The sequence below is a fragment of the Actinomyces glycerinitolerans genome (assembly GCF_900098745.1).
GTDB lineage: Bacteria > Actinomycetota > Actinomycetes > Actinomycetales > Actinomycetaceae > Actinomyces > Actinomyces glycerinitolerans.
Genome location: NZ_FQTT01000013.1, coordinates 151,089 through 166,733, shown reverse-complemented (window position 1 = coordinate 166,733; position 15,645 = coordinate 151,089). Strand labels below are relative to the sequence as shown.

The 15,645-nt window shown below is 69.1% G+C and carries 15 protein-coding genes and 1 tRNA gene; 9 read left to right on the top strand and 7 right to left on the bottom strand.

The annotated features are described in order from the left end of the window. Positions 1 to 13: 13 nt before the first annotated feature. Genes ACGLYG10_RS12350 through pyk form a run of 3 tightly spaced genes read left to right on the top strand, consistent with a single transcriptional unit; the run spans position 14 to position 3,168 of the window. Entirely contained in the window at positions 14 to 838 is an 825-nt protein-coding gene (locus ACGLYG10_RS12350; RefSeq protein ID WP_073332480.1) for an indole-3-glycerol phosphate synthase TrpC, read from the top strand. Between the two features lie 30 nt (positions 839 to 868). Continuing rightward, positions 869 to 1,711, top strand: a complete 843-nt coding sequence (lgt, locus tag ACGLYG10_RS12345; protein ID WP_073332745.1) for a prolipoprotein diacylglyceryl transferase — start codon at positions 869 to 871, stop codon at positions 1,709 to 1,711. Positions 1,712 to 1,737: 26 nt separating this feature from the next. After that, a complete protein-coding gene (gene pyk, locus ACGLYG10_RS12340; protein ID WP_073332478.1) occupies positions 1,738 to 3,168 on the top strand; it encodes a pyruvate kinase in 1,431 nt (476 codons plus the stop codon). Between the two features lie 18 nt (positions 3,169 to 3,186). Here pyk and ACGLYG10_RS12335 read toward each other — a convergent pair whose 3' ends face one another. The 6 genes from ACGLYG10_RS12335 to ACGLYG10_RS12310 form a co-directional block, all read right to left on the bottom strand. After that, positions 3,187 to 3,822 carry a hypothetical protein gene (locus ACGLYG10_RS12335; protein WP_073332475.1) on the bottom strand — a complete coding sequence of 212 codons (636 nt, stop codon included), beginning with the start codon at positions 3,820 to 3,822 and terminating at the stop codon, positions 3,187 to 3,189. Further along, entirely contained in the window at positions 3,819 to 4,472 is a 654-nt protein-coding gene (locus ACGLYG10_RS12330) for a hypothetical protein (RefSeq protein ID WP_073332473.1), read from the bottom strand. The genes ACGLYG10_RS12335 and ACGLYG10_RS12330 overlap by 4 nt, the downstream gene beginning before the upstream one ends. A gap of 54 nt (positions 4,473 to 4,526) precedes the next feature. After that, complete coding sequence (locus tag ACGLYG10_RS12325; RefSeq protein ID WP_211483023.1) at positions 4,527 to 5,348, bottom strand: ABC transporter ATP-binding protein; 822 nt, start codon at positions 5,346 to 5,348, stop codon at positions 4,527 to 4,529. Further along, positions 5,341 to 6,402: a FecCD family ABC transporter permease gene (locus ACGLYG10_RS12320; protein WP_073332470.1), complete on the bottom strand. Its 1,062-nt coding sequence runs from the start codon at positions 6,400 to 6,402 to the stop codon at positions 5,341 to 5,343. The genes ACGLYG10_RS12325 and ACGLYG10_RS12320 overlap by 8 nt, the downstream gene beginning before the upstream one ends. Continuing rightward, positions 6,383 to 7,540, bottom strand: coding sequence for an ABC transporter substrate-binding protein (locus ACGLYG10_RS12315; protein ID WP_073332467.1), 1,158 nt, complete (start codon positions 7,538 to 7,540; stop codon positions 6,383 to 6,385). The genes ACGLYG10_RS12320 and ACGLYG10_RS12315 overlap by 20 nt, the downstream gene beginning before the upstream one ends. Positions 7,541 to 7,719: 179 nt before the next feature. After that, a tRNA-Leu gene (locus ACGLYG10_RS12310) sits at positions 7,720 to 7,793 on the bottom strand. Positions 7,794 to 7,859: 66 nt separating this feature from the next. Here ACGLYG10_RS12310 and ACGLYG10_RS12305 point away from each other — a divergent pair. After that, positions 7,860 to 8,480, top strand: a complete 621-nt coding sequence (locus tag ACGLYG10_RS12305) for an ANTAR domain-containing response regulator (protein WP_073332465.1) — start codon at positions 7,860 to 7,862, stop codon at positions 8,478 to 8,480. Between the two features lie 52 nt (positions 8,481 to 8,532). On the opposite strand, the gene ACGLYG10_RS12300 is transcribed toward ACGLYG10_RS12305, so the two are convergent. Beyond that, the gene (locus tag ACGLYG10_RS12300) at positions 8,533 to 9,057 is read right to left on the bottom strand and encodes a PaaI family thioesterase (RefSeq protein WP_073332462.1); all 525 of its coding nucleotides are present in this window, start codon (positions 9,055 to 9,057) and stop codon (positions 8,533 to 8,535) included. Positions 9,058 to 9,143: 86 nt separating this feature from the next. Here ACGLYG10_RS12300 and polA point away from each other — a divergent pair, with 86 nt between their 5' ends. From polA to ACGLYG10_RS12275, 5 genes are all read left to right on the top strand, one after another. Further along, positions 9,144 to 11,846 (top strand): DNA polymerase I, encoded by a 2,703-nt coding sequence (gene polA, locus ACGLYG10_RS12295; RefSeq protein WP_139240989.1) that lies wholly within the window; start codon positions 9,144 to 9,146, stop codon positions 11,844 to 11,846. 245 nt (positions 11,847 to 12,091) lie between these two features. Then, positions 12,092 to 13,543, top strand: coding sequence for a 30S ribosomal protein S1 (rpsA, locus tag ACGLYG10_RS12290; RefSeq protein ID WP_073332457.1), 1,452 nt, complete (start codon positions 12,092 to 12,094; stop codon positions 13,541 to 13,543). Positions 13,544 to 13,790: 247 nt separating this feature from the next. Continuing rightward, a complete protein-coding gene (locus ACGLYG10_RS12285; RefSeq protein ID WP_073332455.1) occupies positions 13,791 to 14,108 on the top strand; it encodes a DMT family transporter in 318 nt (105 codons plus the stop codon). Between the two features lie 92 nt (positions 14,109 to 14,200). Further along, positions 14,201 to 14,794, top strand: coding sequence for a dephospho-CoA kinase (gene coaE, locus ACGLYG10_RS12280; protein ID WP_073332739.1), 594 nt, complete (start codon positions 14,201 to 14,203; stop codon positions 14,792 to 14,794). 102 nt (positions 14,795 to 14,896) lie between these two features. Next, positions 14,897 to 15,628, top strand: coding sequence for a hypothetical protein (locus tag ACGLYG10_RS12275; RefSeq protein ID WP_073332452.1), 732 nt, complete (start codon positions 14,897 to 14,899; stop codon positions 15,626 to 15,628). Positions 15,629 to 15,645 lie beyond the last annotated feature (17 nt).

Genomic DNA, 15,645 nt, shown 5'->3' with positions numbered 1-15,645 from the left:
GGGGTGACCGACGGTGAACACCTTCGAGGAGCTCGCCGCCACGGCCCGCGCCTGCGTGGCGCAGCGCGAACGACGCGTCCCGCTGGCGCAGCTCAAGGAGGCCGTGCGCGCCGCCCCCGCCTGCCGCGACGCCGTCGCCGCCCTGCACGGTGAGGGCCGGGCCGTCTCGGTGATAGCGGAGGTCAAGCGCGCCACTGCCACCTTCGCGGACCTGTCCGGCGTCGGGGATGTGGCCATTCTGGCCGGCTTCTACGCCGCCGGCGGGGCCGCCTGCGTTTCCGTGGTCACCGAGCCCGCCCGCTCCCACGGTCGGCTGGCCGACCTGGATGCCGTGCGCGCCGCCGTGGACGTGCCCGTGCTGGTCAACGACGTCGTGGTCACCCCCTACCAGGTGCATGAGGCCCGCGCCCACGGCGCCGACCTGCTCATGCTCGACGCCCGCCTGCAGCCCCTGATCCTTGAGTCCCTGATCGAGCGCACCCACTCCCTGGGCATGGTGGCCGTTGTCGAGGCTCACTCGCGGGCCGAGGCCATCACCGCCGCACAGTCCGGTGCCCGCCTCATCGCCGTCGACGCCCGCGACCCGGAGACCCGCAAGGTGGACCGCTCCCGCTTCGAGCGGGTCGCCGAGGTGCTGCCCGCGGGCATTACTCGGATCGCCACCGGCGGCGTGCGCGGCCCCCACGACGTCATGAGCTATGCGCGCGCCGGCGCCGACGTCGTACTGGTCGGCGAGGCCGTCATCCGCTCCGCCGACCCCCAACAGTTCGTGGCCGAGCTGGTTGCCGCCGGCAGCCACCCGGCATTGTTTCCCGCCACCCACCGAGAGGCGCCGTAAGTGCCCGTAGCCCTGCTCAGCCCCGCCGCCATGCTCGCGGCCGCCATCCCCAGCCCCGCCTGCGGGGTGTGGTATCTCGGACCGTTCCCCCTGCGCGCCTACGCCCTGTGCATCCTCGCCGGCGTGTTCGTTTCCGTGTGGTGGGGCGACCGCCGCTACCGCGCCGTCGGCGGGGCAGCCGACCAGGTGCTGGACGTCGCCCTGCTGGCGGTTCCGGCCGGCATCGTCGGCGCCCGCCTGTACCACGTGGTCACCTCCCCGGACGCCTACTTCGGCGCGTACGGCAACCCGGCGCTGATCCCGCAGATCTGGCGCGGCGGCCTGGGCGTGTGGGGCGGCATCTTCTTCGGCGCGCTGGCCGCCGCCTGGATGGTGCACCGCCGGGGGCTGCGGTGGGCGCCGTTCGCCGACGCCGTCGCCCCCACACTGCTGGTGGCCCAGGCCATCGGCCGGCTGGGCAACTGGTTCAACCAGGAGCTGTTCGGCTCCCCGACCACCCTGCCGTGGGGGCTGCGCATCGACGACGCGCATCTGCCGGCGGGCTATGCCTCCGACACCCTGTTCCACCCCACCTTCCTGTACGAGGCGCTGTGGAACCTGGCCGGCGCCGTCTTCCTGGTTTGGTTGGAGCGGAGGCTGCGGCAGCGTGACGGCGCCGTGGGCGGGCGGCTGCTGTGGGCCTACGTGATGGTGTACACGGCCGGCCGCGTGTGGATCGAGTGCCTGCGCATCGACGAGGCGCAGCTGATCGCCGGCCTGCGGTTGAACGTGTGGACCTCCATCCTGATCTTCCTGGTGGGACTGGTCTGCTTCATCGTGACTTCGCGTCGACCGCTCAGCGACGAAGTGTCTCGCGTGGGAGGTTCGTCGTAGGAGGGAGAGTCATTTAGGCTTGCCCCATGCGCAGAGCGAAGATCGTATGCACCCTGGGGCCCGCCACCGACTCACCCGAGCAGGTGCAGGCGCTCGTCGACGCCGGCATGAACGTATGCCGCATCAACCGTTCCCACGGCCGTGCCGAGGACCAGGAGGAGGTCATCGCCCGCGTGCGCGCGGCCGCCGAGGCCTCGGGACGCGCCGTCGCGATCCTGGTGGACCTGCAGGGCCCGAAGATCCGCCTGGGCAACTTCGTGGACGACCAGAAGGTCATGCTCAACAAGGGCGACGAGTTCACCATCACCACCGACGACGTCCTGGGCACCGTCAAGCGCGTCTCCACCACCTTCAAGGGCCTGCCCGGTGACTGCCGCCCCGGCGACCGGCTGCTGATCGACGACGGCAACGTGGCCGTCCGCGTCACCGCCGTCACCGACACCGACGTCGTCACCCGCGTGGAGGTGCCCGGGTACGTGTCCAACCACAAGGGCATCAACCTGCCGGGTATGGCCGTGTCCGTGCCCGCTCTGAGTGAGAAGGACCGCGAGGACCTGCGCTGGGCGCTCAAGATCGGCGCCGACCTGATCGCCCTGTCCTTCGTGCGCAACGCCGAGGACATCAAGGACGTCCACGAGATCATGGACGAGGTCGGCGTGCGCATACCGGTGATCGCCAAGATCGAGAAGCCGCAGGCGGTGGAGAACCTGATGGACATTGTCTCCGCCTTCGACGGCATCATGGTGGCCCGTGGTGACCTCGGTGTGGAGATGCCCCTGGAGGCTGTGCCGCTGGTACAGAAGCGCGCCATCGAGCTGGCCCGGCGCGCCGCGAAGCCGGTGATCGTGGCCACCCAGGTGCTGGAGTCGATGATCCAGAACCCGCGCCCCACCCGCGCCGAGGCCTCCGACTGCGCCAACGCGATTCTCGACGGCGCCGACGCCGTCATGCTCTCCGGGGAGACCTCCGTGGGCGCCTACCCGATCGAGGCCGTGCGCACCATGGCCAACATCATCGAGAACGTGGAGGAGAACGGCGGCGAGCGCATCGCCCCGCTGGGCTCCTACCCGCAGACCCGCGGCGGCGCCATCACCCGGGCGGCCGCCGAGATGGGCGAGCAGTTGGACGCCACCTACCTGGTGACCTTCACCCAGTCCGGTGACACCGCCCGCCGCCTGTCCCGCCTGCGTTCAACCATCCCGCTGCTGGCCTTCACGCCACTGCGCTCCACCCGCAACCAGCTGTCGGTCTCCTGGGGCGTGCAGACCTACGAGGTGCCCGAGGTCAAGCACACCGACGACATGGTCGATCAGGTGGATGAGGTGCTGCAGGCCAAGCACCTGGCCAAGCCGGGCGACGAGGTGATCATCGTCGCCGGCATGCCGCCGGGCACGCCCGGCTCCACCAACTCCATCCGCGTCCACACGGTGGGCGAGCGCAGCGACTACCGGGTGTGAACGCCGGACCCGGTGCGGTTACGCTGCGCGGATGGACCGGGCATCGGCCCACCGCAGCACGCAGTAGAGCAGTTGCGTGGCGCCGGGCATGAAGCCCGCCCCGTGGTGATAGCAGGGGTCCATGGTTGTAATCAGGATCGCGCCCGGTGTACTGGACTCGTCCAAGAAGGTGGTCACGCCCGCCTCAAGGCCGTCCTCCTCCAGTGCCACCAGCGGCACCGCGCCGTCGGGCAATCGGAAGATGCCGTGGTGGTGCCAGATCACGGCGCGCTTGGACAGGTACTCCCAGATGGGGTGTTCCAAGCTGCGACGCCGCATGCCGGAGTCCTCCCCGGTGCGCCACCACCAGAAGTTGGTGGCTCGGGGTTGCCATCGCAGGTCCGGCAGCCATTCGTGAACGGAATTCTCCCCGAAGACGATCAGCGTACCGCCGCGTTCAGCGACGTCCCGCATGGCGGCGGCGTGCCGCATAAGCATCCGGGGGTGGGAGCGGTCCGCGACGAGCAGGACGTCGAGATCGGCGAAGTCGGCGGCCGACGCGTCGGGCAGGTACAGGTCCGCCGGCCGGTAGGGGCGCAGCGCCGGGTCGGCAAGGGTCTTGAGCTGTGATCCGGTTCCGGTGTGGGCGAAACCGATGGTGGGTGTGGGGTTCATACTGCACCTCCGAGCCAGTTGCGGATGTTGTCGGTGAATCGAGTCAGCGTGGTTCCCGGGGTACGGGCGAAGATGGCCAGGTCCAGGCCGGCGTGCACGACTACGCGACCTTCGCCGACCGGCATCTCCACGTCGATCGGCGCGCGCAGCGGCCCCAGACCGTTAATGATCGTCACATCCTCAGGCAGGTCCAGCAGGTATCCCCGACCGTAGAAGCCGGCCACGCCGAACTGTTCCAGGGAATCACGGGTGCGGGGAATATACGGCCCGGAGCGGTACAGCAGCTCATCGACGTCGATGCCGTCCCACACCGGATGCGAGGCCAGGCGGGTGATACCCAGGTCGCGTGGGCCGTGATATTCCAACAGCCGCCATCTGGGCAGGCCGGTCACCCACGGGTCGACGACGTGGCCGTTGACCAGCATGCGGCCGCCGGCGTGCAGGAACGCATCGAACTGTTCGCGCCAGCGGGCGAGGTGACGCTGGTCGCACATGCCGGAGACGAGAATGCCGGGCGTATGCGCCAGTGCTGCGGCATCCAGGTCGTAGGGATCGAGGGGGCGAAATCCGTCCGGCACGGCGGCGGCCCCCATGGTGGGGGAGTGTCCTTCGGGCGCGGGCACGAGCCAAAGCGGTTCGTCATGTGCCATGAGTGAGCTCCGTTCTGCTTGTCTGCTTCCAATGGTGTGTAGGCGGTCGGCGGCCTAGTCGGCATCACGGCGACGTATGCCGTAGTCCGGGACGACGACGCGTTGCGACAGACCACCGATGCTCACTTCGGGGGTGGCGACCGGCAGGCCGTAAAGGGAGGAGAGGGTGGCGCCGGTCAGCAGCTCGGTGGTGGCGCCGACGCGAATGTCAGCGGCGTCCACGATCAGTAGGGTCTGGTCGGCGATCCGCAAGGCGTGCTCCGGGTGATGACTGGTCATCACCACGGCCATGCCGTCCTCGGCCAGGGCGTGCAGGACGCCCAGTACGCGGGCCTGGTTGCGCAGGTCGAGGGCGGAGGCGGGCTCGTCCAGGACGAGTGCCCGGCAGCCGGTGGCCAGGGCGCGGGCGATGAGCACCAGCTGCCGTTCACCGCCGGATAGGGCCTGGTAGTCGCGGTCGCGCAGGTGGCTGATGCCGACGCGATCCAATGCCGCTGCGGCGGCCTCGTGGTCGGCGGGGCCCGGACTGGCGTAGGCGCGTATGAATCGGGCCCGGCCCATCAACACCATGTTGAGCACGGAGAAGGCGGCCGCCGCGCCGTGCGACTGCGGGACATAGCCGACTACCTCACGCCGGATCACCTCACCCTTGGTGGGCTTGCGCAACCCGGCCAGGCAGGTGACCAGTGTGGTCTTTCCACGGGCATTCGGCCCCAGTACGGCCAGTACCTCCCCGGCCTCCACCTGCAGGTCGACGTCGCGGAAGATCCACTCGCCGCGTCCGTAGCGGAAGCCGAGGCCGGTGGCGTCGAGCACCGTCGTGGAGTGGCTCGCGCAGTCCGGTTCGATTGTTGTTGTGCCGGTTGTGCTAGTCACTGAGCCACACCCGCCTTCTGAATCGCACCAGCAGGACCACGAAGAATGGGGCGCCGATGATCGCGGTGAGGATGCCCAGCGGCACCTCGACCGAGGCGATCGAGCGGGCCAGCGTGTCCACCGCGGTCAGATAGCCGCCGCCCAGCAGGAAGGAGGCGGGCAGCAGTACGCGGTTGTCGCTGCCCACGAGCAGGCGCGCCAGATGCGGTACGAGCAGCCCGACCCAGCCGATCACGCCGGAGACGGAGATGGCTGCGGCCGTCAGCAGGGCCACCGCCAGCAGTGCCGCATTGCGGTAGGGAGCGGGAGGCACACCCAGGGCGCGGGCGTCGTCGTCGCCGAGGGACAGAATGTTGAGCCGCCAGCGCAGCAGGAAGACGGCGAGTGCGCCCAGCAGGATCGGTGGTAGGGCCGTGAGTACGCTGCCCCAGCCGGCTGTTGCCAGGGAGCCGAGCAACCAGAACGTGATGGCGGGCAGGTCCCGGTACGGGTCGGCGACATAGGTGAGTAGCGAGGTCAATGCGCTGAACAGAGCGCTGATGACCACGCCGCCGAGCACGATCATCAGCAGCGGCGCGCTGGAGACGATGCGGCTGAAGGCCATCACACACCCGAGTGCCCCGAGCCCGAACAGGAAGGCCCCACCCACCAACCAGGCGGAACCGAGCCCGAGCACCATGGTCAGCACACCGCCAAAGGAGGCGCCGGCGGAAACGCCGAGCACCTGCGGGCTCACCAGCGGGTTGCGGAACACCGATTGCAGCACGGCTCCCGCCGTCGCCAGGGCCGCACCGACCAGGAAGGACAGGACTACCCGCGGCAGTCGCACCTCGAACACGATGCTCGCCTCCTGGGCGTACCAGGTGCGCTCCAACGGGAACACGCGGCCGAGCAGCATGCGTGCCACCTCCACCACCGGGATGCTGAAGCGGCCCGCAGCCAGCGCCAGCAGGCACACAGTCAGCGTGATCATCCCGATCACGGCCACGGTCAGCCAGGGCATGCCCGAGCGGTGTCGCCCGGAGGAGGGGGCTTCAGCGGGAGAACTGGTCATAGCCCTGTGCCTCGGCGTTGTCATCGAATCGCAGGATCTGGTCGATCTCGTCCTCCGAAAGGGAGTAGCCGTAGAGGAATTCGTAGTTCTCCCGTATCTGCTCGCGCAGGTCGTAGGTGGCGGTGTCCGGGTAGGCGACCTGGGCCGCCCACATCATCGTCAGATGCGATTCGGCGCTGGGCGGATCCCACCAGAAGCCTCCGGAGGGGACCGCGTACACCCTGTGATTCTTGACGGCCTGCAGCTCGGACAGGGCGGAGTCGGCGTACAAGTCCGCCGGTGTCAGGGCCGTCATGGAGGAGACGAAGATGATCTCCGGATCCCAGGTGAGTAATTGCTCCACGCTGGTGGCATTGGAGGTCGAGTAGTCGATGTCGGCGCCGACGTTCGTGGCCCCGCACAGCGTCATCCAGGTGTTCATATAACCGCGGGTGGAGCTCATGCCGGCGTTGTAGCCGGAGTCACCGGCCGAGCGCAGGAACAGAACCGTGGGCGAGGCGTCCTGCTTGGCGGCGAAGGCCTCCAATGAGGCGATGGTGTCATGCATGCGCTGGAGGATCTGCTGGCCGCGGTCCCGGCGTTGCAGCAGGGCCGCGAACATTTGGATCCACTGCTCCAGGTACTCCTGCGTGCCGTAACGCAGGCCGATCACTGGGTACCCGGCGGCCTCAATGGGATCGATGTAGGTGGAGGAGTCTCCCTGATCGGCCCACTGGATGACCACGTCGGGGTTGATGCGGGTGATCTCCTCCACATTCGGGATGAAGTCCGAGTTGGCGACAGTGTTGTTCGAGACCGCCGCAGGGAACATCGTCTCGAACACCGAGCCCCGGTCGCGTTTGACAGTGGACTCGTTGACCCCGTCGATGCGGTCGTAGCTCTGGTCGATCGCGGTGAGGATCGAAGGCGAGGGGATGACCGTGGTGACGATACTGGTGATCGGCCGGGTGAAGGTGTGGGTCTTGTCGCGCTGGTCGGTGATGACGATCGGCTCGGCCAGGGTGGCGCCGTCCTCGGCGGCCACGTCCTGGCCGGAGCGGGAGGAACAGGCGCCGACGGCCAGGATGACGGGCAGGGCCGCGGTGATTCCGGCGGCCGCTCGCATCACGGTGCGCCGTGGGTAGGAATGCACGTGCATGAGGCTCCTTCAGGGCTGAGGGAGACCCGTCCCTAGGTAATACCCCGGGACGGTTTAGTTAGTGCTGCCTACCCTAAATTGTCGTGATCGATTTGTGAACGATTGACGACCTGTCAGTTAAATGAGGGGGCCCGGGCGTGGCGGCGCGGTGGGGCCAGTAGCGCCAGTGGGCGCGTCGGTACCTCCGGTGGGACTCGAACCCACAACACTCCGATTTTGAGTCGGATGCCTCTGCCAATTGGGCTACGGAGGCGTGCTCGCTCGCACGCGGGGCGGCGCGCGGGCCTCGCAACGTCGCCGAGCATACTAGGATTTAGCCGTGAGCAACGAGTCCGCTACTTCCCGAACCCGCAGAGTCCTTGTCGCCGAGGACGAGACCCTCATCCGCCTGGACATCGTCGAGACCCTGACCGATGCCGGCTACGAGGTCGTCGCCGAGGCCGCGAACGGGGAGGAGGCGATTCGCCTCGCCGACGAGTACGAGCCCGACCTGTGCGTCATGGACGTGAAGATGCCCGTGCTGGACGGCATCACGGCTGCCGAGCGCATCATCGACGCGCACGGCTGCGCCGTCGTGATGCTGACGGCCTTCTCACAGACCGAGCTGGTCGAGCGGGCCGGTGCGGCCGGTGCCATGGCCTACGTGGTCAAGCCCTTCACCCCGGCCGAACTGATCCCCGCCATTGAGATCGCCATGTCCCGCCACGACGAGATCCGCTCCCTGGAGGCGGAGATCTCCGATCTGCAGGAGCGCTTCGAGACCCGCAAGCGCGTGGATCGCGCCAAGGGCCTGCTCATGGAGCAGATGGGGCTGAGCGAACCGGAGGCCTTCCGCTGGCTGCAGAAGACCTCCATGAACCGGCGCCTGACCATGCGTGAGGTCGCCGACGCCGTGATCGAGCAGATCGGCGGCGCCAAGGGCGCCAAGAAGGAGTCCTGAACGCGGTCACGGACGGCCGCCGGCGTCCGGACGGGGATACGGCCCGGACGGTTCAGGCGCCGTCGACCTCCACATACAGGCAGCGCAGAGTGCCGTGCGCAACGATGCGTCCGCTCTCGTCGCTGACCTCCACCCGGTAAACGGCGGTGCGCCGACCGCGGTGCAGGGGGGTGGCCACCGCCGTCACCCAGCCGCGTCGCGCCGGCCGCAGGTGGCTGACCTGCAGGTCGGTGCCCACCGGGGCCGTGCCGGTGGGCGCGCTCTCCCGCGCCGCCACGGAGGCGGCCGTCTCTATCAGCGCGGCGCTGGCTCCGCCGTGCAGTACCCCGGTGACCTGCCGGGCGCCGTCCACCGGCATGCGCGCCACGGTGTGCTCGGCCGAACGCTCCTGAAGCTCCATGTGCAGGGTCGACATGAGTGTGCCGGCCTGCGCGTCCGCCAGTCCAGAAGTTCCCAGCGCACTGGTGGCCGAAACCGCGGAGCCGGCCGGCCTGGGCACCGGGAACGGGCGGACGGAAGCGGCGGGGAAGGCCACGGGCACGTCGGGGCCGCCGGATGCGGGTTCCTTTTCGCACATGCCCTTAGGCTGTCACGGTGAGCACCATTGAGACCAGCCCCGCCGCCCCGGACGCCGGAACGCTCCTCCTGATCGACGGGCACTCCATGGCCTTCCGCGCCTTCTACGCCCTGCCGGTCGAGAACTTCACCACCACCACCGGCCAGTCCACCAACGCGGTGTACGGCTTCGTGTCCATGTTCCTGTCCCTGCTGGAGCAGGAGCAGCCCACTCACGTCGCGGTTGCCTTCGACCTGCCCGGTGGCACCTTCCGCACCCGCGAGTACGCCGAGTACAAGAGCACCCGCGATGAGACCCCGCCCGCCTTCGCCGGACAGGTGGAACTACTGCAGGACGTGCTGAACGCCATGGGCGTCCCCACCGTGACCTCCCCCGGATACGAGGCGGACGACATCCTGGCCACCCTGGCCGCTCAGGGGCAGCACGAGGGCATGGAGGTGCTGGTGTGCTCCGGGGACCGCGACTCCTTCCAGACGGTCACCGAGCACTGCACCGTGCTGTACCCGATCAAGGGCGTGTCCACGCTGCGGCGCATGACCCCCGCCGAGGTGGAGGAACGCTACGGCGTCACCCCCGAGCGCTACCCGCACCTGGCCGCGCTGGTAGGCGAGACCTCCGACAACCTGCCGGGCGTCCCCGGGGTTGGCCCCAAGACCGCCGCCAAGTGGATCCGCCTGTATGACGGACTCGAGGGGGTCATCGCCAACGCCGACCAGATCAAGGGCAAGGCCGGCCAGTCCCTGCGCGACCACCTCGACGACGTGGTGCGCAACCGCCGCCTGAACCATCTGCTCACCGACCTGGACCTGGGACTCGACCCCGCCGTCGACCTCAAGCTCACCGGAGCCAACCGGGAGGAACTCGCCCGCATCATGGACGCTTTGGAGTTCCGCAACCTCCAGCAGCGCTCCGAGCGAGTCCTGCCCTTCGCCGACGCCGCCGATCGGCCCGGTGACCCCGACTCGCCCGCCGCCCGCCTGGAGGATCTGCGCATCGCCGCCGTCGGGCATGACGTCGACCCGGGCGACGTTGCCGCTTGGCTGGAGACGAACCTGCCCTCGGGCGAGGGCGGCTCGCTCGGGCTGGACGTGGTCGGCACCCTGCACCCCGGCCGGGGGGACGCGACCATGGTCGCCGTCTCCGACGGCGTCGTCGCCCTGGTCGCGGACCTGTCCCTGCTCGACCCCACCGATGAACGGGCCCTCTTCTCCCTGCTCACCGACGCCGACCGCCCCAAGGTTGTGGCCGACGCCAAGGGGTCCTGGCACGCCCTGCACGCACGCGGCATCGACCTGGACGGGGTGGTGGCCGACCCGTCGCTCGCCGGCTACCTGTGCCGCCCCGAACAGCGCTCCTACGACGTCGGCTCGCTGGCGCAACGGTGGCTCGGCATCGACCTGGAGGCGCTGGCCGCCGCGCCCGACGACCAGCCGCAGACCGCCTTCGACCTGGACTCCCTGGCCGGCGACGCCCCGGCGGCCGCGGCGCTGGCCGCCGCGCGCCGCGCCGCCGTGCTGCTGCCCCTGCAGCGGGCTCTGGAGGAGCAGATGCGCCGGCGGGGCGTGCTGGAACTGTTCACCGACCTGGAGATGCCGGTGGCCGCCACCCTGACGCAAATGGAGGACGCCGGCATCGCCGTCGACGACGACGTCCTGGCCGCGCGCGAGACCGAACTGGACGCCCGCGTCACCCACGCCGCCGAGGGTGCCTTCGCCGCCGCCGGGCACGAACTCAACCTCTCCAGCCCCAAACAGCTGCAGACGGTGCTCTTCGACGAACTGAAGATGCCCAAGACCCGCCGTACCAAGACCGGCTACACCACCGACGCCGACGCGCTGGCCTCCCTGTACGCCAAGACCAGTCACCCGTTCCTGGAGCACCTGCTCGAGCACCGCGACGCCATCAAGCTGCGCCAGACCGTGGAGGGGCTGCGCAAGGCCATCCTCCCCGACGGTCGCATCCACACCACCTTCCAGCAGACCATCGCCGCCACCGGCCGGCTGTCCTCCACCGACCCGAACCTGCAGAACATTCCCGCCCGTACCGAGGAGGGCATGCGCATCCGCGAGGCCTTCACCGTCGGGGCCGGCTACGAGTGCCTGCTGACGGCCGACTACTCCCAGATCGAAATGCGCATCATGGCGCACCTGTCCGGCGACGCCGCCCTGATCGAGGCATTCCGCTCCGGGGAGGACCTGCACCGCTACGTCGCAGCCATGGTGCACGGCATCGGCGTCGACGAGGTCACCCCCCAGCAGCGCAGCCACGTCAAGGCCATGAGCTACGGGCTGGCCTATGGGCTGTCCACCTTCGGGCTGGCCCGGCAGCTGGGTGTGGACACCGCCGAGGCGGCCGCGTTGCGGGAGGCGTACTTCGCCCGCTTCGGCCGCGTGCGCGACTACCTGGAGCACGTGGTCGAGCAGGCGCGCCGCGATGGATGGACCGAAACCATGTTCGGTCGCCGCCGCTACCTGCCGGACCTGAACAGCGACAATCGGCAGCGCCGGGAGATGGCCGAGCGCGCCGCCCTGAACGCCCCCATCCAGGGCAGCGCCGCCGACATCGTTAAGCAGGCCATGGTTGACGTCGCCGAGAGCCTGGTCGCCGCCGGCCTGCGCTCGCGCATTCTGCTGCAGATCCATGACGAGCTGCTGCTGGAGGTCGCTCCCGGGGAGGCCGACGCCGTCGAGGAGCTGGTGCGCACGCGCATGAGCGGGGCGGCCGAACTGTCCGTGCCCCTGGACGTGTCCGTGGGACGCGGCGCCACCTGGCGTGACGCTGCCCACTGATCCTTCGCCGTGGGCGTGTTTCAGGAGTACGGCGTGAGGTATTCCACGCAAATGCGGGCACGGTTTGTGACCCGCCTACAAGTCACGGATTGGGAACGTGCTGGTATGGTCTGACGCGCACGCCCCTGGGCGCCGTTCGCGGCACCCAACCGTGGTGCGGTGCCGGTCCGGGCCGGCCCGTGCGGCGGGGGACGTGTGGAATCTACTGACCCGACCCTTCTGTCCATATTCGGAGCAACCACTCAATGACCACAACCACGCCCAGCCCCGCCCCGGTCGCCGTCAACGACATCGGCTCGACCGAGGAGATCCTCGCCGCCGTCGACGAGACCATCAAGTACTTCGATGACGGCGACATCGTCGAGGGCACCGTTGTCAAGGTGGACCGCGATGAGGTCCTGCTTGACATCGGCTACAAGACCGAGGGCGTCATCCTCGCTCGCGAACTGTCGATCAAGCACGATGTCGACCCCGAGGAGATTGTCTCCGTCGGCGACGAGATCGAGGCCCTGGTTCTCCAGAAGGAGGACAAGGAGGGCCGCCTACTGCTGAGCAAGAAGCGCGCCCAGTACGAGCGCGCCTGGGGCACCATCGAACGCATCAAGGAGGAGGACGGCGTCGTGTCCGGCACCGTCATCGAGGTCGTCAAGGGCGGCCTCATCCTCGACGTCGGCCTGCGCGGCTTCCTGCCCGCCTCCCTGGTGGAGATGCGTCGCGTGCGCGATCTGCAGCCCTACGTTGGCCGCGAGCTCGAGGCCAAGATCATCGAGCTGGACAAGAACCGCAACAACGTGGTCCTGTCCCGCCGCGCCTGGCTGGAGCAGACCCAGTCCGAGGTTCGCACCAACTTCCTGCAGACCCTGCAGAAGGGCCAGGTGCGCACCGGCGTGGTCTCCTCCATCGTCAACTTCGGCGCTTTCGTGGACCTGGGCGGCGTGGACGGCCTCGTCCACGTCTCCGAGCTGTCCTGGAAGCACATCGACCACCCGTCCGAGGTCGTCGAGGTGGGCCAGGAGGTCACCGTCGAGGTGCTCGACGTCGACTTCGACCGCGAGCGCGTCTCCCTGTCGCTGAAGGCGACCCAGGAGGACCCGTGGCAGGCCTTCGCCCGCACGCACGCCATCGGCCAGGTCGTGCCCGGCAAGGTCACCAAGCTCGTCCCCTTCGGCGCGTTCGTGCGCGTCGAGGACGGCATCGAGGGCCTGGTGCACATCTCCGAGCTGGCTCAGCGCCACGTGGAGGTGCCCGAGCAGGTCGTCAAGGTCGGTGACGAGGTCTTCGTCAAGGTCATCGACATCGACCTGGACCGCCGCCGCATCTCTCTGTCGCTCAAGCAGGCCAACGACGGCGTCGACCCGAACTCCGACGACTTCGACCCGTCGCTGTACGGTATGGCCGCCGAGTACGACGAGAACGGCAACTACAAGTACCCCGAGGGCTTCGACCCGGAGACCAACGAGTGGCTCGAGGGCTACGAGGCGCAGCGCGAGGCCTGGGAGGCCGAGTACGCGGCCGCGCAGGCCCGGTGGGAGGCCCACAAGGCCCAGGTCGCGCGCGCTCTGGAGGAGGACCAGGAGGACGGCAGCGCCGCCCCCGCGGACGCCACCTCCTTCTCCTCGGCTCAGCCCGAGGCCACCGGCACGCTGGCCTCCGACGAGGCGCTCGCCGCGCTGCGTGAGAAGCTGACCGGTAACTGACCTCGGCCGCACAGGCGGCACTCGCCTCGGCCCTCGCGGCCGATGAGCAACCACGATTGGGGCCCGTCCACCACCCGGTGGGCGGGCCCCAATCGCGTGTGGGCCGGTTCGGTGTGTGGCGCGTCTGGACCGCTTTTCTCTGTATGGATTACTTCCCTCTGTTTGGACCGCTGATAACCTGGCGCTGCCCGGGACGACCCGGAGCCCATGGGTAACACTCGGGGACGGCCCCATGGAAGGGGCATACATGTCCTGGCTGATTTTGATCGGTTCCGGCCTGTTCGAGGCCGTCTGGGCAACCGCGCTGAGCCGTTCAGAGGGGCTCACACGCCTGGTGCCGACGCTCGTCTTCTTCGCCGCGTGCTTTACCTCCATGGGTGGGCTCGCATACGCGCTGCGTGAGATCCCCGTCGGTACCGGCTACGCGGTGTGGACCGCGGTGGGGGCCGCCACGACCGCGGTGTGGGCCATGGCCACCGGCGCCGAACCGGTGTCCCTGGTACGGATATTGCTGCTCACGGGGCTGGTAGCGTGTGTGGCCGGCTTGAAACTGGCCGAGGGCTAGGCGGGCATGATGGTGCCATGACTAACGCCCCGCACGCCGCCCACCGCCCGCGCCGCCTGCCCGCGCACAGCCCCGAAGGCCGCGCCCTGTACGTGGGGCTGACCGGCGGTATCGGCGCGGGCAAGTCGGAGGTCGCCCGACTGCTGGCCGAGCACGGCGCGGTGGTCGTGGACGCCGACGCCGTCTCCCGAGAGGTGGTCGCACCCGGCACCGATGGCCTGAACGCCGTGGTGGCCGAGTTCGGGCAGCAGCTGCTCAATGCCGACGGAGCCCTGGACCGGGCCGCGCTGGGGCGGATCGTCTTTGCAGACCCGGTGCGGCGCGCCCGGCTGGAGGAGATTCTGCTGTCACGTATCGCCGAGCAGGCGTGGGCTCGGTTGGAAGCGGTCCCTGCCGGGCAGGTGGCCGTCTACGACGTGCCCCTCCTGGTGGAGGAGCAGATGCAGGATCTGTTCGACGTCGTCGTCGTGGTGGAGGCCGAGCTGGAGGCCCGGCTGACGCGTCTGACGCAGCGCGGCCTGGAGCGTGAGCAGGCCCTGGCGCGGATCTCCTCCCAGGCTTCCGACGCCGAGCGCCGCGCCGTCGCCGACGTCGTACTGTCCAACTCCGGCACCCGGGGGCAGCTGGCACTGGCCGTGGGGGAGCTCTGGCAGCGGCTCTCCGCCATGCGGGCGGGATGCAGGTAGGCCGGGAAGTGCTCCCCATAGGAATACCAGCGCGGGCGCAATAGCCTCATTGCCAGGCCCCGACCGGGCCGGCCGGTAATGGACCAAGGAAGGACCTCCACCATGCGCGCCCCGCTTCTGACCCGACGAGCCGCCCTCACACTGACCTCCGCGGCCCTCATCGCCGGTCTGGCGGCCTGCGCCACCGCCGACCAGGACGATCGTGAAGATGATCACGGTCACCGTGACCGGCAGACGGAGGAGCCGGTGTCATACAAGCCGGTGCTCTACCTCTACCCGCCCGAGCAGACCGACATCGAGGTGGCACTGGACTACGCCGGCGAACTCACCTTCACCTACCCCGAGCCGGCAGCCACATCCACGGGCGTGAGCTGGCAGGTCACCGCCAGTCCCGACGGGACCCTCACCGACGCCGGCTCGCGCAGCTACCCCTACCTGTTCTGGGAGGGCATCAACCCCGCGCTCATGACACAGACCGAGGGATTCGTGGTCCAGACGCACGAGGTCACCGCATTCCTGGAGGACAAGCTAGCCGTGTTGGGGCTGACGGAGCGCGAGGCCGCCGAGTTCATCACCTTCTGGGCTCCGCGGATTCAGGCCACCGAACAGGTGCTCATCACCTTTGCCGCCGAGCAGCACGCGGCGATCGCCAGCTACAGCTTCACCACGGATGGAGAGCCCCTAACCCCCGAGGTCTTCATCCGCCTCTACCTGGTGATCGGCGACGTCCCCGCCGATCCGGTTCCCGAGCAGGAACTGATCCCCGGCCCCTCACGTGAGGGGTTCACCGCCGTGGAGTGGGGCGGCTGCGACCAGCGCACAACGACGTCCTGAGGCACGTGGAACGCGTG